This window comes from Streptomyces sp. LARHCF249, from assembly GCF_052871255.1.
Genome location: NZ_JBIXJQ010000010.1, coordinates 87796 through 109268, shown reverse-complemented (window position 1 = coordinate 109268; position 21473 = coordinate 87796). Strand labels below are relative to the sequence as shown.

General features: G+C 72.0%; 17 protein-coding genes. 6 read left to right on the top strand and 11 right to left on the bottom strand.

The window, feature by feature from the left end; translation table 11 throughout:
• Positions 1-56 precede the first annotated feature (56 nt).
• From ACIPUC_RS27115 to ACIPUC_RS27100, 4 genes are all read right to left on the bottom strand, one after another.
• Positions 57-1676, bottom strand: coding sequence for a serine/threonine-protein kinase (locus ACIPUC_RS27115; RefSeq protein WP_446592780.1), 1620 nt, complete (start codon positions 1674-1676; stop codon positions 57-59).
• 125 nt (positions 1677-1801) lie between these two features.
• Positions 1802-4297 (bottom strand): serine/threonine protein kinase, encoded by a 2496-nt coding sequence (locus ACIPUC_RS27110; RefSeq protein ID WP_446592779.1) that lies wholly within the window; start codon positions 4295-4297, stop codon positions 1802-1804.
• A 79-nt stretch (positions 4298-4376) separates the two neighbouring features.
• Positions 4377-6710, bottom strand: a complete 2334-nt coding sequence (locus tag ACIPUC_RS27105; protein ID WP_446592777.1) for a serine/threonine-protein kinase — start codon at positions 6708-6710, stop codon at positions 4377-4379.
• Between the two features lie 176 nt (positions 6711-6886).
• A complete protein-coding gene (locus ACIPUC_RS27100) occupies positions 6887-8593 on the bottom strand; it encodes a glycerol-3-phosphate dehydrogenase/oxidase (protein WP_446592776.1) in 1707 nt (568 codons plus the stop codon).
• Positions 8594-8849: 256 nt separating this feature from the next.
• Between ACIPUC_RS27100 and ACIPUC_RS27095 the strand changes: the two genes are divergently transcribed.
• Together ACIPUC_RS27095 and ACIPUC_RS27090 are read left to right on the top strand one after the other, a co-directional pair.
• Positions 8850-10079 carry a nucleotide sugar dehydrogenase gene (locus ACIPUC_RS27095; RefSeq protein WP_446592775.1) on the top strand — a complete coding sequence of 410 codons (1230 nt, stop codon included), beginning with the start codon at positions 8850-8852 and terminating at the stop codon, positions 10077-10079.
• Between the two features lie 116 nt (positions 10080-10195).
• A complete protein-coding gene (locus tag ACIPUC_RS27090) occupies positions 10196-10672 on the top strand; it encodes a hypothetical protein (RefSeq protein ID WP_446592774.1) in 477 nt (158 codons plus the stop codon).
• An 88-nt stretch (positions 10673-10760) separates the two neighbouring features.
• Here ACIPUC_RS27090 and ACIPUC_RS27085 read toward each other — a convergent pair whose 3' ends face one another.
• The 4 genes from ACIPUC_RS27085 to ACIPUC_RS27070 all read right to left on the bottom strand — a co-directional run bounded on the left by ACIPUC_RS27085 (position 10761) and on the right by ACIPUC_RS27070 (position 15204).
• Positions 10761-11885: a GuaB3 family IMP dehydrogenase-related protein gene (locus tag ACIPUC_RS27085; protein ID WP_446592773.1), complete on the bottom strand. Its 1125-nt coding sequence runs from the start codon at positions 11883-11885 to the stop codon at positions 10761-10763.
• Between the two features lie 154 nt (positions 11886-12039).
• Positions 12040-13548 (bottom strand): IMP dehydrogenase, encoded by a 1509-nt coding sequence (gene guaB / locus ACIPUC_RS27080; RefSeq protein WP_446592771.1) that lies wholly within the window; start codon positions 13546-13548, stop codon positions 12040-12042.
• 127 nt (positions 13549-13675) lie between these two features.
• Positions 13676-14305 (bottom strand): sigma-70 family RNA polymerase sigma factor, encoded by a 630-nt coding sequence (locus ACIPUC_RS27075; protein WP_030389108.1) that lies wholly within the window; start codon positions 14303-14305, stop codon positions 13676-13678.
• Between the two features lie 287 nt (positions 14306-14592).
• The gene (locus tag ACIPUC_RS27070; protein ID WP_003948568.1) at positions 14593-15204 is read right to left on the bottom strand and encodes a response regulator transcription factor; all 612 of its coding nucleotides are present in this window, start codon (positions 15202-15204) and stop codon (positions 14593-14595) included.
• 379 nt (positions 15205-15583) lie between these two features.
• On the opposite strand from ACIPUC_RS27070, the gene ACIPUC_RS27065 reads away from it, so the two are divergent.
• The gene (locus tag ACIPUC_RS27065; RefSeq protein ID WP_446592769.1) at positions 15584-15910 is read left to right on the top strand and encodes a WhiB family transcriptional regulator; all 327 of its coding nucleotides are present in this window, start codon (positions 15584-15586) and stop codon (positions 15908-15910) included.
• 136 nt (positions 15911-16046) lie between these two features.
• Here ACIPUC_RS27065 and ACIPUC_RS27060 read toward each other — a convergent pair whose 3' ends face one another.
• Positions 16047-16946, bottom strand: coding sequence for a LysR family transcriptional regulator (locus tag ACIPUC_RS27060; protein WP_446592767.1), 900 nt, complete (start codon positions 16944-16946; stop codon positions 16047-16049).
• A 90-nt stretch (positions 16947-17036) separates the two neighbouring features.
• Here ACIPUC_RS27060 and ACIPUC_RS27055 point away from each other — a divergent pair, with 90 nt between their 5' ends.
• The 3 genes from ACIPUC_RS27055 (at position 17037) to ACIPUC_RS27045 (ending at position 19308) form a co-directional block, all read left to right on the top strand.
• Complete coding sequence (locus tag ACIPUC_RS27055; RefSeq protein WP_446593049.1) at positions 17037-17723, top strand: MOSC domain-containing protein; 687 nt, start codon at positions 17037-17039, stop codon at positions 17721-17723.
• A gap of 31 nt (positions 17724-17754) precedes the next feature.
• Positions 17755-18528, top strand: coding sequence for an SDR family NAD(P)-dependent oxidoreductase (locus tag ACIPUC_RS27050; RefSeq protein ID WP_446592766.1), 774 nt, complete (start codon positions 17755-17757; stop codon positions 18526-18528).
• 72 nt (positions 18529-18600) lie between these two features.
• Positions 18601-19308, top strand: coding sequence for an ester cyclase (locus ACIPUC_RS27045; RefSeq protein WP_446592765.1), 708 nt, complete (start codon positions 18601-18603; stop codon positions 19306-19308).
• 78 nt (positions 19309-19386) lie between these two features.
• Here ACIPUC_RS27045 and groL read toward each other — a convergent pair whose 3' ends face one another.
• Together groL and groES are read right to left on the bottom strand one after the other, a co-directional pair.
• On the bottom strand, positions 19387-21015 hold the full coding sequence (gene groL, locus ACIPUC_RS27040; protein ID WP_446592764.1) for a chaperonin GroEL: 1629 nt from the start codon (positions 21013-21015) through the stop codon (positions 19387-19389).
• A gap of 136 nt (positions 21016-21151) precedes the next feature.
• Positions 21152-21460, bottom strand: coding sequence for a co-chaperone GroES (gene groES / locus ACIPUC_RS27035; RefSeq protein ID WP_007265952.1), 309 nt, complete (start codon positions 21458-21460; stop codon positions 21152-21154).
• Positions 21461-21473 lie beyond the last annotated feature (13 nt).

Genomic DNA, 21473 nt, shown 5'->3' with positions numbered 1-21473 from the left:
CCGTGGGTAACCGGATTTTGCCAAGTCCGCCAGTGATCGCTGGCAGGATGACGGGATCAGGGCTTCGCGGCAGGCGGCTTCCAGCCGCTGAGCACGATGTCGAACTGCTGCCGCGTCGTGTCCCAGTCGGCGGCCGGGCTCGACATGTACACCGCGTACTCGGTGCCGTCCGGGGCGACGTACATCTGCTCCTTGGCCCGCCGGGGCCCGGCCAGCGTCCCCTTCTCGGTCCAGGTGAAGTCCCACAGAGCCCCCCGGGTGGTGTCCCGGAAGCTGTTCTGCTCCAGCCGCAGCCGCTTGTACTCCGCCCGCCTGCGCACCTGCTTCTCCAGGTCGAGCAGGTGCATGTACGGGTTCTCGTAGTCAGGGGTCGGGTCGACGGCGATCCGGATGAAGTGGTTGCCGTTGTCGGGGGTGTAGTCGATCTGGGTCCCGTTCGCCTCCCGCCGCCAGCCGTCCGGCACGAAGAGGGTGAACCCCTCCGGGTCGGTGACCTCGGTCCAGCCGGCCGGCGGGCCGGCCTGGGCCTGGTCGGGGGCGCTCGCATTCTTGTCCGGCTTGTCCGAGCCGCCGCCGTTCTCGGAGTCACTGGTGTACTTGAGCACCCCGAACACACCGCCGCCGCCGAGCAGCGCGGCCACCAGGGCCACGGCCGCGGCGCGCTTGAGCCGGCCCTTGGCCGGTCCGTCGGAGGGGGGCGCCGGCGCGGGCGCCGGCGGCTCCGGCAGCGAGGCCGTCTGCGCGATGTCCCTCGGCGCGGCCGGCTCCTGCGGCTGCTCCTGTGCCGGGGCGAGTTCGTCCGAGGTCACCGAGCGCGTGGGCACGTACGCCTGCGCCGCCTTGGGCTCCCGGCCCTCCATCGCCTCCAGCAGCATCCGCTCGGCCTCCACCGCCGAGGGCCGCTCCGCCGGATCCTTCTGCAGCAGGGCCGTGATGACCGGCCCCAGCGCGCCGGACTGCCTCAGGGCCGGCGGCTCCTCGTTCACCACCGCCTGCAGGCTGGAGATGGGCGAGGTGCGGCGGAACGGCGAGCGGGCCTCCACCGCCGTGTACAGGGTGGCGCCCAGCGACCACAGGTCGGAGGCCGTGCCCGGGGTCCCGCCGGTGACCCGCTCGGGGGCCAGGTAGTCGATGGAGCCGACGATCTCGCCGGTGCGCGTGATGGAGGAGTCCCCCTCGATCGCCGCGATCCCGAAGTCCGTGAGCAGCACGCGGCCGTCCTTGGCCAGCAGCACGTTGCCCGGCTTCACGTCCCGGTGGAGTACGCCGACCGCGTGCGCGGCACGCAGCGCGCCCAGCACGTGCAGCCCGATCCTGGCCGCCTCGCGGGGCTCGATGCGCCCGGCGGCCTTGGCCGCCTCCGCGAGGGAGGGGCCGTCGATGTACTCCATGACGATCCACGGCCGGTCGTCGTGCTCCAGCACGTCGTGGACGGTGACGACCGCCGGATGCTGGATGCGGGCCGCGGCCCGGGCCTCCTTCTGCGTCCGGGCGTGCATGACGTCCCGGTCGGCCTGGGCGACGTACAGACCGGCCGTCAGTTCCTTGACGGCGACGGTCCTGTGGAGCAGCTCGTCATGCGCGCGCCACACCTTGCCCATGCCGCCGCGGCCGATCGGCTCGATGAGCCGGTACCGGCCCGCCAGCACGGCGCCCCCACCTGTCTGCTGTTCCACGAAACCCCGCCGCTCTCTGCACTTCAGGCCAGATTACGGAGCCCACGGGCGCTGTCGGAACCGACCGGGCGGGTAAAGCCCGCACTGTGACGCAATCGCCGTACTGACCGCCCGTCAGGCCCCCGTCATCCGCCCGACTTGTAACTCGCCGTGGCCTTTTCGAAGACCTCGGTGACCTTCCCCTGCTCGTCCTCCGGCCCGGTGACCATGACGACGTGGTAGCTGCCGCCGAGCGCGACGACGAAATTGCGGGCGAAGACGTTGCGGCCGGTGCCGTCGATCCACGTGTAGCGGCCCGTGGCGCGCAGTTGCTGCCCGACCTTGGTGGTTTTGACGTCGCCGACGGTGGACCAGGTGGAGGTGCGGTACGGCGTCAGCTCCTGCTCCTTGTCCTTCTGGTACGCCGCCGGGTCCGGGTTGCCCTCGACCCTGTCCCGGCCGGGGACCACGGTCAGCGTGAACTGCCCGCTGGTGTAGCGCACCTGGCCGGCCTCGTTGATGCCGCGGCGCTCCCAGCCGTCGGGGACCACGATCTCGAAGTGCTCCGGGTCCTGCTGGGCGGTGTACCCGGCCGGGGCGGGCGCGGCCGGAGTCGCGGCCGCCGGGGGCGGCGCTGTCGTCTGGGGCGCGGGCTTGGACTCGGGGGTTCCGGTGGGGACCTGGGACGGGCTCTGCTTCGGCGGGGGCTGCACGGCGCTGCCCTGGCCCGCCGGGGCGCCGGACCGCGGCATGAACAGCATCGCGTACGCCACGGCCCCGGCGAGCAGGACCAGGATGCCGACGAGCAGGCTCCGCCCGAGGGCGCGGGGCTTGCGGGGGGCCGCGGGGTTGCGGTGGCGGCCGTGGAGCTCGCCGCGACGGCGTACGACGGGCAGCCGCGCGGGGTCGGGATCGGGCATCGGGAGCATGGCGAGGCCCGCGTCGGGCTCGGGGGCGGACCGTACGAGCGAGCGCAGCCAGCCGCGGAGCTCCTCGAAGTCCGGGCGCTCGGTCGGGTCCTGACGCAGCAGCGACTCGACGACCGGGCGGAGCGCGCCGCACTCCTCGGCGAAGGCCGGGGGCTCGGCGCAGACCATCTCGACGAGCTCGGCGACGCTGTCCTCGGGGTACGGGGCGTGCCCCTGGACGGCCCGGTACAGCAGCGCGCCGAGCGCCCAGAGGTCGGTGGCGGGGCCGACGGGGGCCGCCAGCTGCCAGGGCCCGGTCACGGGGCGGGCCTGCTCGGGGGACCACCGCTCGGTGACCGCGCCGACGACCGCCATCCGCGTCTGGCGCGCGCGCTCGGCGTCCAGGCCGCTGCGCGGGCCGGCCCAGCCGGTGCCGGTGCCTGTGTCTGTTCCTGTGCCTGTGCCTGTGCCTGTGCCTGTCGGCGGGGTCGACGCGGCCCGGTCCGGGGCGTCGGCCTGGCGGTAGCCCTGGGGCAGCGCGAGCTGGGCGGGCAGCACGGGCGGCTGCGGCACTTGTGCCGGCGCCGGTGCCGGCTGCGGCGCCTGCGCTGCCTGCGGCTCGGGGGCCCGGTCGGACTCCGGCTCGGGCGGCGTGAGCGCCGGGCGGCGGGGGGTCGCTCCGTGCCAGGGCGCGCCGGCGGTCTCCGGGCCGCCGTACGGGTACGAGTACCCCTGCGGGACGGTCGATCCCTGCGGCCTCGGCTCCGGTACGACGATGGGATCGGCCTGGCGCTGCTCGCCGACCTTGGCGGCGGCGGCCCGCGCCCCGGCCCGGTACGCGGCGATGGCCCCGGCCCGCGCGGCGGCCTTGAGCTCGGGCCGGTCCTCCGGGCGCCCGGGGGTGATGTGGTCGGAGTACCGCGGCCCCGTGTCGTAGCCCGGAGCCACGAGCGGCGCGTACCCGGCATCGGGGGTGCGGGGCTCGTTCCGCGGCTCCGGCCGGGGGGACTGCGTACGGGAGACCGGCCCCTGGCCCTCGGAATCCGGCCCGCGGCCGAACTCGTACTCCGCCCCGGGCCTTTGGTCCGCGGGGCGCGTCTCCGAAGCCCCGCCGGTCGGGGCCGGGCCCCATCCCGCGTCAGGTCCGGACGCGTCCGGGACCGGGACGGGGTCGTAGCCGCACAAGGCCTCCTCCGCCGCGCCGGCCGCGAGGCCGGTCAGCACGACCCGCCCGTCATCGCAGACCAGCACCGTCCGTACGGTGATGTTGCGGTGGGTCCAGCCGTGCGCGTGCAGCGCCCGCAGCGCGGTCAGCACGTCCGAGGCCACTTCCGCCGCCCGGTAGGGGCTCAGCGGCTCATCGGCGATCAGCGCCGCCAGCGGCCTGGCCGGGACCAGTTCGCTCACTATCCAGAGCGACCCGCCCTCGGCGAACACGTCGAAGACCTGGTCCAGCCGCGGGTGGTCGGGTACGGCGGCCGCGGCCTGCGCCGCCTCGATCGCGCGCCGCACGGCCGGCAGGTCGCCCGGAGCGCGGTGCTCGGCCGCCGGGACGGCACGGTGCCCGTCCAGCAGCTCGGCGTCCACGACCTCCGGCAACGGCACCTGCCGGACCAGGACTTCCTGCCCGCTGCGGGTGTCGAAGGCCCGGGTCTCCACCAGCTCGAACTCGTCCGTCGGCGGCAGCGGCAGACGGTAGCGGTGAGCCAGGATCCGGCCCGCGTAGTCCTCCACATCGCCTCCCCCGAGTGCTGGGGGCACCCCCGTGGCCCCGCTGACACGATACGTCTCCGGGGCCGCCCGCGTCCCGAGGTCAGCCGAGCGGCTGGAAGGTCTCGAAGGCGGTGGCGCGCATCTGCGTGCACTCGGGGCCGTCCCACTGGTCCGCGGCGCAGCTGATCATGATGGCGTAGCCGTGCGTCCCGTCCACCTTGAAGCCGCGGTTGAGCACCCGGACCCGGATGCCGCTCTGCTCCCGCTCGAACTCCCAGTCCGCGACCGTGGGGTAATTCCGGTAGCTCGTCGGGTTGATCCCGATCAGCCGGTACCCCTTGCTGCTGCCGGCCACGGCGGGGGCCAGCTGGGCCCAGGCGGCGCGGGCGTCGTCGCCGGGGCTGGAGGTGTAGTCGACCTGGATCCGCGGGAAGCCGCCGTCGCGGCTGTATATGCCGCCGGAGTTGTCACCCGCCGTGGCCGTCTGGTGGAAGCCCTGGGGCATCGCCATGGAGAAGTGGAACCCGGGCTCCGTCACCATCACGTATCCCGCCGGGAGTCCACCGCCCCCGCCGCCCGGCTGTGCGCCCTGGCCCTGACCCTGGCCCTGGCCCTGTCCGGCGCCCGGGGTCTGCTGGCCCTGGCCGCCGCCGGGGGTGGCGTTGCCGCCCCCCGTACCGGCGCCCGGCTCACCGGACTTGGGCGGGGTCTGGGGGCTCTGCGCGGCGCCGCCCGGCGAAGGGCTCGCGGACGCCGAGGGGTTGCCCTTGCCGCCCTTGCCCTCGTTCTTGCGGCCGTCGGTGTCGTCGCCGCCGACGGCGTAGGCGATGAGCGAACCGACCGCCGCGAGCACCACGACCACGGCGGCTATGGCGAGCGCGATGGTGCGGCGCGGCATGACGTCGGTGAGCGGGGCCGCCACCGGGGCGGCCTTCTTGGACCGGGGCTCGGGTGCGGACCCGGGCTTGTCCGCCGGCGCCTCCGCGGCCGTGGCGGCCGTCGTGGCCGCCGCTGCCGCCGCCGCCTTGCGGGCCGACTTCAGTGCGGCGCGGGCGCGTTCGCGCTGCTCGCGTTCCTTGCGCTCGCGTTCCTTCTTCGCCGCCTTCTCGGCCGCCTTCTCCGCGGCGGCCTTCTCGGCGGCCTCCTTGGCGTCCGCGAGCGATATCTGGCGGGTCTCGTCGGCGGGCGGGACCGCCACCGGAGCCGGTTCCGGCTCGGGCGCGTTGATGACGGCGCCCAGCATCGCCCGGGCGCGGACGTCGTCCAGGCGCTGTGCCGGGTCCTTGGCGAGCAGACCGTAGATGACGTCGGTCAGCGGGCCGGCGTTCTTGGGCGGGTCCACCGGCTCGGTCATCACGGCGGTGAGGGTGGCGAGGGCGGAGCCCTTGTCGTACGGGGGCACGCCCTCGACGGCGGCGTACAGCAGGCCGCCGAGCGACCACATGTCGGCGGGCGGGCCGGGCTTGTAGCCGCGGGCGCGCTCGGGCGAGATGTAGGAGGGGGCGCCGACGAGCATGCCGGTGGAGGTGACGGAGGGGTCTCCCTCGACCTGCGCGATGCCGAAGTCGGTGAGGACGACGCGGCCGCTGGCGGCGATGAGCACGTTGGACGGCTTGACGTCGCGGTGCAGGATGCCCTGCCCGTGCGCGGCGCGCAGCACGTCGAGCACCGCGAGGCCGACCTCGGCGGCGCGGCGCGGGGTGAGGGGGCCGTTCTCCCGGATGAACTCCGCGAGGGACGCGCCCTCGATGAGCTCCATGACGATCCACGGCCGGGCGTCCTCGTCGACGACGTCGTAGACGGTGACCGCTCCGCCGCTGCGGATCCGGGCGATGGCCTTGGCCTCGCGGAGGGTACGCGTGATGAGGCGTCGCTTCTCGTCCTCGTCGACGCCGCTGCCGAACCGGAGCTCCTTGACGGCGACCGTCCGGCCCAGGGTCTCGTCCTGGGCCCGCCAGACGGTACCCATTCCGCCCTTGCCGAGCACGGCCCCCAGCCGGTACCTGCCCGCGAGCAGCCGGCCCTTGTCCTGGCCGTCTCCGGCCGACTTGGCCGCCTCGGCCCTGGCCTTGACCTCGGCGGCCACGGCATCGGCCTTCTCGACAGGATCGACCGCGCCCCCCGCCTTGGCAGCCACAGGCTCCGCCGCAGACCGAGCCTTGCCCAACCCGGGCTTCGCAGCCGCAGGCTTCGCGTCCTCGGGCTCCGCCGCAGGCCGGGCCTTGCTCAGCCCCGCCTTCGCGGGCGCAGGCTCCGCCGCAGGCTTGGCGTCCTCCGGATCGGCCTTCGCCAACCCCGGCTTCGCGTCCTCGGGCTCCGCCGCAGGCGCATCCGCGTCCGCGGGCGCGGCCTCGGCTGGCGCAGCCGGAGCCACAGCCCCCACCTCTTCGGGCTTCGCCGCAGGCGTCCCGGCCCCGTGCTCCGGCTTCGACATGCGTCCCCTCTGCGATCGTGCCGCTGCTCCGCCTGCCCCGGCGACCGGCCAACCCGGCGGCCGAGCGACCCGGCGGCCGGGGTCCGCGTAACCCGCCCCGGCAGAACCCTCATTGTTCCTCACTCCGCAACGGACGGGAGCCCCGGGTCCGCGGTTCCCCCCTCCGCATCCCGGAGTTACAACGGAACGATGTCGGGCGCCCCCAGCCGCGCCGCGTCCGCCGTCTGGTCGTCCGGCTGGCGCTGCGACTCCCGCTCCGCCTGGACCCGCTTCTCGTAGTGCTCCACTTCTTTCTCGATCTGCTGCTTGTCCCACCCCAGAACCGGCGCCATCAACTCCGCGCACTCCCGCGCCGACCGCGTCCCCCGGTCGAACGTCTCGATCGAGATCCGCGTCCGCCGCGTCAGCACGTCGTCCAGGTGCCGGGCCCCCTCGTGCGAGGCGGCGTACACGATCTCCGCCCGCAGGTAGTCGTCCGCGCCCGACACCGGCTCACCCAGCCCCGGATCGGCGGCGATCAGGTCCAGCAGCTCCTCCGTCAGCGACCCGTACCGGTTCAACAGGTGCTCCACCCGCACCACGTGAAGCCCCGTCCGGGCCGCCATCCTGGCCCGCCCGTTCCACAGCGCCCGGTACCCCTCCGCGCCCACCAGCGGCACGTCCTCCGTCACGCACTCCGCCACCCGCAGGTCCAGCCCGTGCACCGCCTCGTCGACCGCGTCCTTGGCCATGACCCGGTACGTCGTGTACTTGCCGCCCGCCACCACCACCAGCCCCGGCACCGGATGCGCCACCGTGTGCTCGCGCGACAGCTTGCTCGTCGCGTCCGACTCCCCGGCCAGCAGCGGCCGCAGGCCCGCGTACACGCCCTGGACGTCGTCCCGGGTGAGCGGCACCGCCAGCACCGAGTTCACGTGCTCCAGCAGGTAGTCGATGTCGGCGCTCGAGGCCGCCGGGTGCGCCTTGTCCAGGTCCCAGTCGGTGTCCGTGGTCCCCACGATCCAGTGCCGCCCCCACGGGATGACGAACAGCACCGACTTCTCGGTCCGCAGGATCAGCCCGGTGCTCGAATGGATCCGGTCCTTCGGCACGACCAGGTGGATGCCCTTCGACGCCCGTACGTGGAACTGCCCGCGCTCCCCGATCAGCGCCTGGGTGTCGTCCGTCCACACCCCGGTCGCGTTCACGACCTGCTTCGAGCGGATCTCGTACTGCCCGCCGCCCTCCACGTCCTGGACCCGCGCGCCGACCACCCGTTCGCCCTCGCGCAGGAACCCGACCACCCTCGCCCGGTTGGCGCAGTGCGCGCCGTACGCCGAGGCCGTCCGCACCAGCGTGGCCACGTACCGCGCGTCGTCCATCTGGGCGTCGTAGTACTGCAGGGCGCCCACCAGCGCGTCCTTGCGCAGCGCCGGGGCCACTCGCAGCGCGCGCTTGCGCGAGAGGTGCCGGTGCACCGGCAGACCCCGGCCGTGCCCGCTGGAGACCGACATCGCGTCGTACAGCGCCACGCCCGATCCCGCGTACCACCGCTCCCAGCCCTTGTGCTGCAAGGGGTAGAGGAACGGCACCGGCTTCACCAGATGCGGCGCGAGGCGCCCCAGCAGCAGGCCGCGCTCCTTCAGCGCCTCCCGCACCAGGGCGAAGTCGAGCATCTCCAGGTACCGCAGACCGCCGTGGATGAGCTTGCTCGACCTGCTGGAGGTGCCCGACGCCCAGTCACGCGCCTCCACCAGGCCCGTGGACAGTCCTCTGGTCGCCGCGTCGAGCGCGGTGCCGGCGCCGACCACGCCCGCGCCCACGACCAGTACGTCCAGCTCCCGCTCGGCCATCCGGGCGAGGGCCTCGGCGCGCTGCGCCGGTCCCAGTGTCGCTGTCCTCACGGCTGCCTCCCGTTGGTGCGGGTGTTCCCCGCGTCGTGCGGGTGATCCCGCTCACATCCCCGTTTCACGATTCTGACCGCCCGCACCCACATCAGCCACCGCCTGTGGACAACACAACGGCGACCACCACCCCAGAATGCGACATATCTGTCATATATACGCCTAGTCTGACATTGCGCCAGCTTCTTCCGGGGTTTCCCCGTCCACAGGGCTTGCGCGCGCATCCCCCTCATGTCAGGGAAGGGACGGCACCCCCATGCCCGCAGACCTCGCCGTCATCGGACTCGGCCATCTCGGCCTCCCCCTCGCCCAGGCGGCCGTCGCCGCCGGGATCGAGACGGTCGGCTACGACAGCGGTCCGGTCACGGACTCCACCCTCACCGCCGCCGAGATCCGCCGCATGTCGGCGGCCGGCTTCCGGGTCACCACCAACCCCGCCGAGCTCGGCCGGGTCCGTACGGCCGTCATCTGCGCCCCCACCCAGCTCGGCGCCGACCGCGCACTGGACCTGTCCGCCATCGGCGAGGCCGGCCGCGCGCTCGCCGCCCGGCTGCGCCCGCACACCACCGTCATCCTCGAATCCGCCGTCCACCCGGGCGTCACCGAGGACTACCTGCGCCCGGTCCTCGAAGCGGGCTCCGGGCTCCGGGCCGGCCGGGACTTCCACCTGGCCTACTCCCCCAGCCGCCTCGACCCGGGCAACCGCACGCACGGCATCTCCAACACCCCCAAGGTCATCGGCGGCCTCACCCCCGCCTGCACGGAGTCCGCGCACGCCTTCTACGCCCGCCTCACCGAGAAGGTGGTCCGCGCCCGCGGCCTGCGCGAGGCCGAGACCGTGCAGCTCCTGGAGACCAACTACCGGCACGTCAACATCGCCCTCATGAACGAGATGGCGGTGCTCTGCCACGACCTCGGCGTCGACCTGTGGGACGTCATCCGCTGCGCCGAGACCAAGCCGTACGGTTTCCAGGCGTTCCGCCCCGGCCCGGGGGTCGGCGGCCACGGGGTCCCCCTCGACCCCAACTACCTCCCCCACACCACCCGCACCCCCGGCCACCCGCTGCGCATGGTCGGCCTGGCCCAGGAGATCAACAACCGGATGCCGCAGTACGTCATCCAGCGCTCCGCCACCCTGCTGAACGAGCACGGCAAATCCGCGCGCGGCGCCCGCGTCCTGCTCCTCGGCGTCACCTACAAGCCCGACCTCGCCGACCAGGAGGGCTCCCCGGCGCGCGAGATCGCCAGCCGCCTGCTCGACCTGGGGGCGCTCGTCAGCTACCACGACCCGTACATCACGGGCTGGCGGGTCAGGGACCAGCCGGTCCCCCGGGCCGAGTCGCTGTACGAGGCCGCCGCGAACGCGGACCTGACGATCCTGCTCCAGCACCACCGCACCTACGACCTGCAAGGCCTCGCGGTGAAGGCCCAGTTGCTCCTGGACACCCGGGGGGCCAGCCCGGTGGGCGCCGCCCACCGGCTCTGACCCGGGAAATTTTCCCCTCACGGATGTCGTTCCGGCCTGCTAGCCTGCGGCGTCACTTATCTCGCACTTACGCCCTCCGGGCGTTCGCATGCCCGAATCCCTGGGGGGGATTTCCCATGAGCCAGAACTTCCAGCCGCCGGCGCCCGACTCCTTCACCGAGGCCCCGGCCGCCCCGGCCCCGGCCCGCACCGGCAACCTCGGTCTGGGCATCGTCGCCGCCGTCGTCGCCGCCCTGGTCGCGGCCGGCGCCTACGGCGGCATCATGAACGCCATCGACCGCGAGGTCGGCTACGCCGCGGCCGGTGTCGGCCTGCTCGTCGGCCTCGCCGCCGGCAAGATCGGCGGCCGCAACCCGGTCCTGCCGGTGGTCGCCGCCGTCCTCTCGCTCGGCGCCGTCTACCTCGGCCAGCTCTTCTTCATCGCGCTCGTGCTGGCCGACTACGGCAACGTCGGCATCGGCGAGGTCCTCAGCGAGGCGGGCGTCAGCGGCCTGAACGACGTCTGGAAGGAGAGCATGGACGCCATGTCCTTCCTCTTCCTCGCGATCGGCGGCTTCGTCGCCTTCGGCTCGGCCAAGAAGGTCAGCGACTGACCCGCCACCACCGCGCACGCCGGAGGGCCGGCACCCCACTCGGGGTGCCGGCCCTCCGGCGTACGTGCGCTGGGGCGACCAGCGGGCGTCAGCGGCTGTGCTGCGAGTCCGCGACCGTGACCTCGACCCGCTGGAACTCCTTGAGCTCGCTGTAGCCGGTGGTGGCCATCGAGCGGCGCAGGGCGCCGAAGATGTTCATCGAGCCGTCCGGGGTGTGCGACGGGCCGGTGAGGATCTCCTCGGTGGTGCCGACCGTGCCGAGGTTCACCTTCTTGCCGCGCGGCACGTCCTCGTGGACGGCCTCCATGCCCCAGTGGTTGCCCTTGCCGGGCGCGTCGGTGGCGCGGGCCAGCGGGGAGCCCATCATCACGGCGTCGGCGCCGCAGGCGACGGCCTTCGGGATGTCGCCCGACCAGCCCACGCCGCCGTCGGCGATGACGTGCACGTAGCGGCCGCCGGACTCGTCCATGTAGTCGCGTCGGGCCGCGGCCACGTCCGCGACGGCGGTCGCCATCGGGACCTGGATGCCGAGCACGTTGCGCGTGGTGTGCGCGGCGCCGCCGCCGAAGCCGACCAGGACGCCCGCGGCACCGGTGCGCATCAGGTGCAGGGCCGCGGTGTACGTGGCGCAGCCGCCGACGATGACCGGGACGTCGAGCTCGTAGATGAACTGCTTGAGGTTCAGCGGCTCGGCGGCGCCGGAGACGTGCTCCGCGGACACGGTGGTGCCGCGGATCACGAAGATGTCCACGCCCGCGTCCACGACGGCCTTGGAGAACTCGGCGGTGCGCTGCGGGGACAGCGCGGCGGCGGTGACGACGCCCGAGTCGCGCACCTCCTTGATCCGCTGCCGGATCAGGTCCGCCTGGATCGGCGCGGAGTAGATCTCCTGGAGGCGGCGGGTGGCAGCCTCCTCGTCCAGCTCCGTGATCTCGTCGAGCAGCGGCTGCGGGTCCTCGTACCGGGTCCACAGGCCTTCGAGGTTCAGCACGCCGAGGCCGCCGAGCTCGCCGATGCGGATCGCGGTCTGCGGGGAGACGACCGAGTCCATGGGGGCGGCCAGGAAGGGGAGCTCGAAGCGGTACGCGTCGATCTGCCAGGCGATCGAGACCTCCTTCGGGTCCCGGGTACGCCGGCTCGGGACGATGGCGATGTCGTCGAACGCGTACGCCCTGCGGCCGCGCTTGCCGCGCCCGATCTCGATCTCAGTCACGTGTGGTGGCCTTTCCTCTGGGTCTGCCCGTCCAGTATCCCCGAACGCCGGGGGCCCGCGTTCCGGTGACCGCTGTACGGACGACCGCGACCCTTCACGAGGGGCACGGCGAGGGGGCGGGCCCGGATGGACCCGCCCCCTCACCTCACGCCGTTCAGCCCTTGCGGGAGTAGTTGGGTGCTTCCACCGTCATCTGGATGTCGTGCGGGTGGCTCTCCTTGAGGCCCGCCGAGGTGATCCGGACGAAGCGGCCCCGCTCCTGCAGCTCGGGGACCGTACGGCCGCCGACGTAGAACATCGACTGGCGCAGGCCGCCGACGAGCTGGTGCACGACCGCGGAGAGCGGACCGCGGTAGGGCACCTGGCCCTCGATGCCCTCGGGGATTAGCTTGTCGTCGCCGCCCACGCCCTCCTGGAAGTAGCGGTCCTTCGAGAAGGACTTGCGGTCGCCGCGCGACTGCATCGCGCCGAGCGAGCCCATGCCGCGGTACGACTTGAACTGCTTGCCGTTGATGAACAGCAGCTCGCCCGGGGACTCCTCGCAGCCCGCGAGCAGCGAGCCGAGCATCACCGTGTCGGCGCCCGCGACCAGGGCCTTGGCGATGTCGCCGGAGTACTGCAGGCCGCCGTCGCCGATGACCGGGACGCCCGCGGCCTTGGCGGCCAGCGAGGCCTCGTAGATCGCGGTGACCTGCGGGACGCCGATGCCGGCGACGACGCGGGTGGTGCAGATGGAGCCGGGGCCGACACCGACCTTGATGCCGTCGCAGCCGGCATCGATCAGCGCCTGGGCGCCGTCGCGGGTGGCGACGTTGCCGCCGATGACGTCGACGGAGGAGTTCGACTTGATCTTGGCGACCATGTCCCCCACCAGGCGGGAGTGGCCGTGCGCGGTGTCGACGACGATGAAGTCGGCGCCCGCCTCGACCAGCGCCTGGGCGCGGTCGTACGCGTCACCGGCGACGCCGACGGCCGCGCCGACCAGCAGGCGGCCGTCCTTGTCCTTGGCGGCGTTCGGGTACTTCTCGGCCTTGACGAAATCCTTGACGGTGATGAGGCCCTTGAGGATGCCCGCCTCGTCGACCAGCGGAAGCTTCTCGATCTTGTGGCGGCGCAGCAGCTCCATGGCGTCGACGCCGGAGATGCCGACCTTGCCCGTGACCAGCGGCATCGGGGTCATGACCTCGCGCACCTGGCGGCTGCGGTCCGACTCGAAGGCCATGTCGCGGTTGGTGACGATGCCGAGGAGCTTGCCCGCGGCGTCGGTGACCGGGACGCCGGAGATGCGGAACTTCGCGCAGAGCTGGTCGGCCTCGCCGAGGGTCGCGTCCGGATGCACCGTGATCGGGTCGGTGACCATGCCGGACTCGGAGCGCTTGACCAGGTCGACCTGGTTGGCCTGGTCGGCGATGGAGAGGTTGCGGTGCAGTACGCCGACGCCGCCCTGGCGGGCCATCGCGATGGCCATGCGGGCCTCGGTGACCTTGTCCATGGCGGCGGACAGCAGCGGAACGTTCACGCGGACGTTGCGCGAGATGAGGGAGGAGGTGTCGATCGCGTCAGGCGACATGTCCGACGCGCCCGGCAGCAGCAGCACGTCGTCGTAGGTCAGTCCGAGCGTGGCGAATTTGTCGGGCACTCCAGTCGAACCGCTGTCAGTCATGACACCTTCCCAAATGGTCTTGCTCAGCTCGGATGTCCATGCTAACGGGATCCCGAAGCGTCTCATTCCACGAGCAAGGCCGATCGGAATTTTCGTCGCTTCCTACGACGATCCGTCGGGGCGGTTCCTACTGCTCGGCGAGCGCGCGGAGCCGGCTCAGGGCCCGGTGCTGGGCCACCCGCACCGCCCCCGGCGACATGCCGAGCATCTGCCCGGTCTCCTCGGCGGTCAGGCCGACGGCCACCCGCAGGACGAGCAGCTCGCGCTGGTTCTCCGGCAGATTGGCCAGCAGCTTCTTCGCCCAGGCCGCGTCGCTGCTGAGCAGTGCCCGCTCCTCCGGACCCAGCGAGTCGTCGGGGCGCTCCGGCATCTCGTCGGACGGGACGGCCGTGCTGCCCGGGTGCCTCATGGCGGCCCGCTGCAGGTCGGCGACCTTGTGCGCGGCGATGGCGAAGACGAAGGCCTCGAAGGGCCGCCCGGTGTCCCGGTAGCGCGGCAGGGCCATCAGGACGGCGACGCAGACCTCCTGCGCGAGGTCCTCCACGAAGTGGCGGGCATCACCCGGGAGCCGCGAGAGCCGGGTGCGGCAGTAGCGGATCGCGAGCGGGTGAACGAAGGCGAGCAGGTCGTGCGTGGCCTGCTCGTCGCCCTCCACCGCCCGGCGTACGAGCGCGCTGACGCCCCCGGCACTGCCGCCTTTGGCGGCTCCGGTCGGGCCTGTGGCCGCGGGGGACCCCAGGGCCTCGTCGTCGCGCATCAATCCATGGTGCCTTGGCGCCGGAGGTTCCGCGGCACCACGGCCGGTTTCGTGCGTCGAAGCGTTATGAGCGGGGGCGCCGGAACTCATGGTCTGCACCCTCCCCTCCCGCTCGGCCGAATGATCCCCAAGGACGGGGCCCCACATTTCCAAGAATGCGGCACACCCTCAAGGATGCGGCATCGCGCACGAAGCGACACGTCCCCCGGATTGTGCCCCGCCAATCCCCGGGTGCGCACCGGGTACGACGGGGCTATCGGTCGTCGGACCGGACCGTGACCCTCGGGTCAGCGGACGAGGCCCCAGCGGAAGCCGAGCGCGACGGCGTGCGCCCGGTCCGAGGCGCCGAGCTTCTTGAACAGCCTGCGGGCGTGCGTCTTGACCGTGTCCTCGGAGAGGAAGAGCTCGCGCCCGATCTCCGCGTTGGACCGGCCGTGGCTCATGCCCTCCAGCACCTGGATCTCGCGCGCGGTGAGCGTGGGCGCGGCGCCCATCTCGGCCGAGCGGAGCCTGCGCGGGGCCAGTCGCCAGGTCGGGTCGGCGAGGGCCTGGGTGACCGTGGCCCGCAGTTCGGCGCGCGAGGCGTCCTTGTGCAGGTAGCCCCGGGCGCCGGCGGCGACCGCGAGGGCCACGCCGTCCAGGTCCTCGGCGACCGTCAGCATGATGATGCGGGCGCCGGGGTCGGCAGAGAGCAGACGGCGGACCGTCTCCACACCGCCGAGCCCGGGCATCCGGACATCCATCAGAATCAGGTCGGAGCGGTCGGCACCCCAGCGGCGGAGGACTTCCTCGCCGTTGGCAGCCGTCGTCACACGCTCGACGCCGGGCACGGTGGCAACCGCGCGGCGGAGCGCCTCTCGGGCAAGCGGGGAGTCGTCGCAGACGAGGACGGATGTCATGACCGCCCTCCGCAGCTGCTGATGCGCGTCACCTTGAGCCTCCAGGCTGGTACGTATCGTCACCTGTGCGGTCGATGCCCCCGGACACCTGTCCGAGAACTTATTGGTTCAACCGCCTTCGCACTCTCAACGATGGTCACTCGAAAGAGTTACGGGTCGGACGGACACCTTCGGCACTCTACGTGAGGAAGCGAACACGACACGGACGCCACAAGGCAAGTGTCCTCCATCTGGAGCTATGCCCTATTTGGCGGCTTTCCTTCCGTTTGGCACGTGTCTGAGGCTAGATTCCCAATGAGTCATATTTACATCTACTAGGACAGTAGGTGTGGAGACATGGACCGTATCCGCCTCAGTACCGGCACCAAGAGGACTACCAATGGCAGATTTCTCCCGCCTCCCCGGACCGAACGCCGACCTCTGGGACTGGCAGCTGCTGGCTGCCTGCCGCGGGGTCGACAGCTCCCTCTTCTTCCACCCGGAAGGCGAGCGGGGCGCGGCCAGGAGCGCGCGCGAGGCCTCGGCTAAAGAGGTCTGCATGCGATGCCCGGTCCGCGCGGAATGTGCCGCGCACGCGCTCGCCGTCCGCGAGCCCTACGGAGTGTGGGGAGGCCTCACGGAGGACGAGCGAGAGGAACTGATGGGCCGCGCGCGCCACCGCCTGATCCCCGCGTCCACCGTGCTCGGACCGATCCCACCACACTGATCCGGAGAACAAACGACCGAAGGAACGTTCCTGCGATGTCCGCGGGTTCGTCCGATCCGTCGCGGCCGCCGGGCGTGTCGCAGCCAAGGGCGAAACGTCACGCGTTCGGCCGTACGTACCCGCCAGAGACGTACGGTCAGCGCGTGGCGGCCCGCTCCAGCTCGGCCAGGGTCGCGGCCACGGCCGGCACCCGGGCCAGGTCGGGCAGGGTCAGCGCCACGACCTCCCGTTCCACGGCCGGCTCCACGGCCACCGTGCTGACGCCCTTGGCCCGTACGGACTCCACCGCGAGCTCCGGCAGCACCGCGACGCCCAGCCCCGCCCCCACCAGGCCGACGACCGCCGGATAGTCGTCGGTCGCGAAGTCGATCCGCGGGGTGAAGCCGGCGGCCTCGCACACCTCCACCAGATGGCGGCGGCAGCGCGGACAGCCCGCGATCCACGGCTCGTCGGCCAGCTCCGCCATGCCCACGCGCTCGGCCCCGGCCAGCCGGTGGCCTTCGGGGACCAGCCCGACGAGCCGGTCGGTCAGCAGCGGGCGCACCACCAGGTCGTCCCACTCCGCCGCGGATCCGGCCGCCCCGCCGTACCGGAAGGCCAGCGCCAGGTCGCAGTCCCCCTCGCGCAGCATCTCCACCGAGCGCGGCGGTTCGGCCTCGACCAGGGAGATCCGCGTCCCCGGGTGCTCGGCGCGCATCGCCGCGAGCGCGGTCGGCACCAGGGTGGAGCTGCCGCTGGGGAAGGACACGAGGCGGACCCGGCCCGCGCGCAGCCCGGCGATGGCCGCGACCTCCTCCTCGGCGGCGGTCAGCCCGGCCAGGATCCCCGCGGCGTGCCGGACCAGGGCCGCGCCGGCCTGGGTCAGCCGCATCTCGCGGCCGGTGCGGATGAGCAGCGGGGTGCCGGCCGACTGCTCCAGCGCCTTCATCTGCTGGGAGACGGCCGGCTGCGTGCAGCCGAGCTCGCGGGCGGCGGCGGAGAAGGACCCGGTTCCGGCGACAGCGCGCAGAACTCGGAGATGACGTGCCTCGATCACCGCTCGAGCATAAGCCCTGCTTTGACTGTCGCGCGAATACCGCCGTGACGCTTTGGGGATGGTCGGCTAGGTTGGCTTCTCATGGGCCCCATGCATCTGATCTCCGTGAACCTCGGCCGCGCCACGGTCGTCGAGTACACCGACGCCGAAGGCGGGGCGACCGGTCACGACAAGCGCCCGGTCCCCGGACCGGTGCGCGTCCTCGCCCCCGGCTCCAGGGCCGCCGGCCTCGGCAGCGGCCTCGAGGGCGACGCCGTCTGCGACCGCCGCCACCACGGCGGCGACCACCAGGCCGTCTACGCGTACGCGCGCGAGGACCTGGACTGGTGGGAGGCCGAGCTGGGCCGAGAACTGCCCGCCGGGACCTTCGGCGAGAACCTCACGACCTCCGGCATCGACCTGAACACCGCGCGCCTGGGCGACCGCTGGCGGGTCGGCGCGGACCTGGTCCTCGAGGTGGCCTCGGCCCGCATCCCGTGCCGGACCTTCCAGGGAGCCGTCGGCGAGAGCGCCTGGGTCAAGCGGTTCACCCAGGAGGCACGGCCGGGCGCGTACCTGCGGGTGATCGAGGAGGGCTCGGTCTCCCCCGGCGACACCGTCGAGGTCATCCACCGTCCGGACCACGACGTGACGGTGCGGTTGTGGTTCCGCGCCTTCACCACCGAGCGCTCCCTGCTGCCGCGCACCCTGGCGGCGGGCACGGCGATGGAGCCGGAGGCCCACGAGCGGGTGCGCCAGTACGTGGAGAAGTACGGGGCCGGGGACGGGCCGAGGTAACACCGTCATCCGGGGCGGCTAGGTTGCGCCTATGACGACTGCGTTGATTACGGGATCCACGGCGGGCATCGGCGCCGCCTTCGCCCGGCGGCTCGCCGCCCAGGGCCACAACCTGGTGCTGGTGGCGCGTGACGCCAAGCGGCTCGGCGAGCAGGCCACCGAGCTGCACGACCGGCACGGCATCGAGGCCGAGGTGCTGGCCGCCGATCTCTCCGCCGAGGAGGGCATCGCGGCGGTCGAGCGGCGTCTCGGCGACCGCACCCACCCCGTGGACCTGCTGGTCAACAACGCGGGCTTCGGCAACAAGGGCCGCTACCTCGAGGTCTCCATGGCCGACGAGCTCACCATGCTGAAGGTGCACATCGAGGCGGTCCTGCGGCTGACCTCGGCGGCCACCGAGTCGATGCGCTCGCGCGGCCGCGGCGGCGTGATCAACGTGGCCTCGGTGGCGGCGTTCGTGCCGCGCGGCACCTACGGGGCGAGCAAGGCCTGGGTCGTGCAGTTCACGCAGGGCGCGGCGCGGGACCTGGCGGGATCCGGGGTACGGCTGATGGCGCTGTGCCCCGGCTTCGTACGGACCGAGTTCCACCAGCGCGCCGGCATGGGCACGGACAACATCCCCGGCTGGATGTGGCTCGACGCCGACAAGCTGGTGGCCGCGGCCCTGGCGGACCTGGCGCGGGGCAAGACGGTGTCGATCCCCGATCCGCGGTACAAGGCGCTGATGGGCGTGGTGAAGCTGACGCCGCGCGGGCTGCTGGGCGGGGTCTCCTCCCGTACCGGCCGCAAGTACGGGCCGCAGTAACTCGGCAGTAGACCAGCCAAATGGGTTATACCTACCTAAACTGGACGTGTCCCATCCAGCCCGGGAGACGCCATGACATTCGTACAGATAATCGATTACAAGACCAGTCGGCAGGACGACCTCAACCAGCTGCTCGACCGGTACGTCTCGCAGAGCCAGGGCAAGCGCACGGTGACCCACTCCGTCGTGGGCAAGGACCGCGAGGCCGAGAACCACTACGTGGACGTGGTCGAATTCCCCTCGTACGAAGACGCCATGAAGAACTCTCAGCTCCCGGAGACGGACACGATGTTCCGGGAGATGGTGGCCCTCTGCGAGGGGATGCCGACCTTCACCAACCTGGACGTCGTCCGCGACGAGAACCTCAACAAGATGCTCGTGGACAAGGTGTTCCAGGACATCGCGATGGAGGGCAAGCTGAACCTTCTCGACGAGCTGTTCGCCTCCGATTACATCGACCACGACGTCGGCCACGACGAGACCACCATCACCGGACGCAACGTCATGCACGAGGACATGCGGATGTGGCGCGCGGCCTTCGACATGACGTTCGAGACGGTGGCCCAGCTGGCCGAGGGCGACTTCGTCACCACCGTGTGGACCTGGCGCGGCACCCACAAGGGCGAGTTCATGGGGGTCGCACCGACCGGGAAGACCTACGAGATCCCCGGGACCACCACCTTCCGCTGTGCGGACGGCGAGATCACCGAAGGCTGGTGGCACTACGACATCGGACGGCTCATGCGCGAGATGGGCGTGTCCGGGATGCCCGGGTCCTGAGCACGGGTACGGCCGCAGATACGGGGAAGGCCCCGTTCCGCAGATGCGGAACGGGGCCTTCGCTGTGCCGTGGTGCGATCAGTGGCTGTGGCCGTGACCGTGGCCGTGGCCCGCGTCGCCCTCTTCCTCGGCCGGCTTCTCGACGACCAGGGTCTCGGTCGTGAGCAGCAGGGAGGCGATGGAGGCGGCGTTCTCCAGCGCGGAGCGGGTGACCTTCACCGGGTCGATGACGCCGGCCTTGACCAGGTCGCCGTACTCGCCGGTGGCGGCGTTGAAGCCCTGGCCCTTGTCGAGCTCGGCGACCTTCGAGGTGATGACGTAACCCTCGAGACCGGCGTTCTCGGCGATCCAGCGCAGCGGCTCGACGGCGGCGCGGCGCACGACCGCGACACCGGTGGCCTCGTCGCCCGACAGGCCGAGGTTGCCCTCGAGGACCTTGACGGCGTGGACGAGCGCGGAGCCACCGCCGGAGACGATGCCCTCCTCGACCGCGGCGCGGGTCGCCGAGATGGCGTCCTCGAGGCGGTGCTTCTTCTCCTTGAGCTCCACCTCGGTGGCGGCGCCGACCTTGATGACGCAGACGCCGCCGGCGAGCTTCGCCAGGCGCTCCTGCAGCTTTTCGCGGTCCCAGTCCGAGTCGGTGGACTCGATCTCGGCCTTGATCTGGTTGACGCGACCGACGACTTCCTCGTGGCTGCCGCCACCGTCGACGATGGTCGTGTCGTCCTTGGAGATCGTGACGCGGCGGGCGGAGCCCAGTACGTCCAGACCGGCCTGGTCGAGCTTGAGGCCGACCTCCTCGGCGATGACGGTGGCACCGGTGAGGGTGGCCATGTCCTGCAGCATCGCCTTGCGACGGTCACCGAAGCCCGGGGCCTTGACGGCGACCGCGTTGAAGGTGCCGCGGATCTTGTTGACGACGAGGGTGGAGAGCGCCTCGCCCTCGACGTCCTCGGCGATGATCAGCAGCGGCTTCGAGGCGCCGGCCTGGATGACCTTCTCGAGCAGCGGCAGGAGGTCCTGGATGGAGGAGATCTTGCCCTGGTTGATCAGGATGTACGGGTCGTCGAGGACGGCCTCCATGCGCTCCTGGTCGGAGACCATGTACGGCGAGAGGTAGCCCTTGTCGAAGGCCATGCCCTCGGTGAACTCGAGCTCCAGGCCGAAGGCGTTGGACTCCTCGACGGTGATGACACCGTCCTTGCCGACCTTGTCCATCGCCTCGGCGATGAGCTCGCCGACCTGCTGGTCCTGCGCGGAGAGCGCGGCCACGGCGGCGATGTCGGACTTGTCCTCGATCGGGCGGGCGGTCGCGAGGAGCTCCTCGGACACGGCCTTGACCGCGGCGTCGATGCCCTTCTTCAGCGCGGCCGGGGACGCACCCGCGGCGACGTTGCGCAGACCCTCGCGGACCAGCGCCTGGGCCAGCACGGTGGCGGTGGTGGTGCCGTCACCCGCGATGTCGTTGGTCTTGGTCGCCACCTCCTTCACGAGCTGCGCGCCCAGGTTCTCGTACGGGTCATCCAGCTCGACCTCGCGGGCGATGGTGACACCGTCGTTGGTGATGGTGGGGGCGCCGAACTTCTTGTCGATGACGACGTTGCGGCCCTTGGGGCCGATCGTCACCTTCACCGTGTCGGCAAGCTTGTTGACGCCGCGCTCGAGGGCGCGACGGGCGTCCTCGTCGAACTTCAGGATCTTCGGCATGGGAGCGGTTCAGTCCTCTCGTTGCGATCCTCGGCCGCTCACCGCGACCTCCACCGCCTAGAACGAACTACGCCCCTCGCCGCCCGGCATCAGCAGGGTGACCAGGGGCGCAGCTCAAATCAAAACTGGAAGCGAATTACTTCTCGACGATCGCGAGCACGTCGCGAGCCGAGAGGACGAGGTACTCCTCGCCGCTGTACTTCACTTCGGTGCCGCCGTACTTGCTGTACAGCACGATGTCGCCGACGTTGACGTCCAGCGGGAGACGCTGGCCGTCCTCGAAGCGACCCGGGCCCACGGCGAGGACGACGCCCTCCTGGGGCTTCTCCTTCGCGGTGTCCGGGATGACCAGGCCAGAGGCCGTGGTCTGCTCGGCGTCGAGCGGCTGGACCACAATGCGGTCCTCGAGCGGCTTGATGGCAACCTTGGAGCTGGCGGTCGTCACGATCCGACCTCCC